The 730-nt window shown below is 38.4% G+C and carries 1 protein-coding gene; it reads left to right on the forward strand.

Annotation, left to right across the window (positions count from 1 at the left end):
- Positions 1 to 131 precede the first annotated feature (131 nt).
- The coding region (locus AC1TPB_RS24910) for an S-layer homology domain-containing protein (protein ID WP_482078953.1) at positions 132 to 730 on the forward strand (599 nt) is incomplete at its 3' end.

The raw sequence follows: 730 nt of genomic DNA on the forward strand, positions 1-730 counted from the left end.
AAAACACAGAAAACCACCTATCCTCCTCGCAGGCTAGGTGGTTTTCGCTATGTCCTTGTTAATCATTGCCAAAACATAATCTACCATGTTTTAATAGATTTAGGAAAACGACATAAGAAAGGTAGATGATCATGAACAAACTATTCAAAATGCTATTAACATTATCTATTATATCTTCACTTATAGGAGGTACCCTTGCCTATGCCAGCACCAGTTCGTTCAGTGATGTACCTAGCACACATTGGGCTTACAATCCAATCATGCAAGGCGTTAAAGATGGCGTAATTACAGGTTACTCTAATGGTACATTTAAGCCAAATAACCTCGTTACAGAGGCAGAATTTTACGCTTTGCTAGTGCGTTCATCCACTACTACAGTATCAACTACTGGTGCAGCAAAATGGTCTGACCCATACTACACAGTTGTAAAAGAGCTTAATTATCCAACAGCAACAAATCGTGATGGCAAAATCAACCGTACTCGTGTGGCTGAAATTATTGTGGGTATCCAAGGTTACAATTACTCTGGTAATGATGCAATTCAGTTCATGTTAGCTACAGGTCTTACAAGTGGCGTTAGTTCAGCTACAATTAAAGGCTATGAAGGTAAAACAAACTTAACAAGAGCACAAGCAGTATCATTCATTGCCAGTGTTAAAAAAGTGCTAGGCAAAATCGAGCTTAAAGAAAGACCAAAAACACCTAGTGATCTTAAACATATCCCACAAGT

Source organism: Paenibacillus sp. Y951, assembly GCF_056786395.1.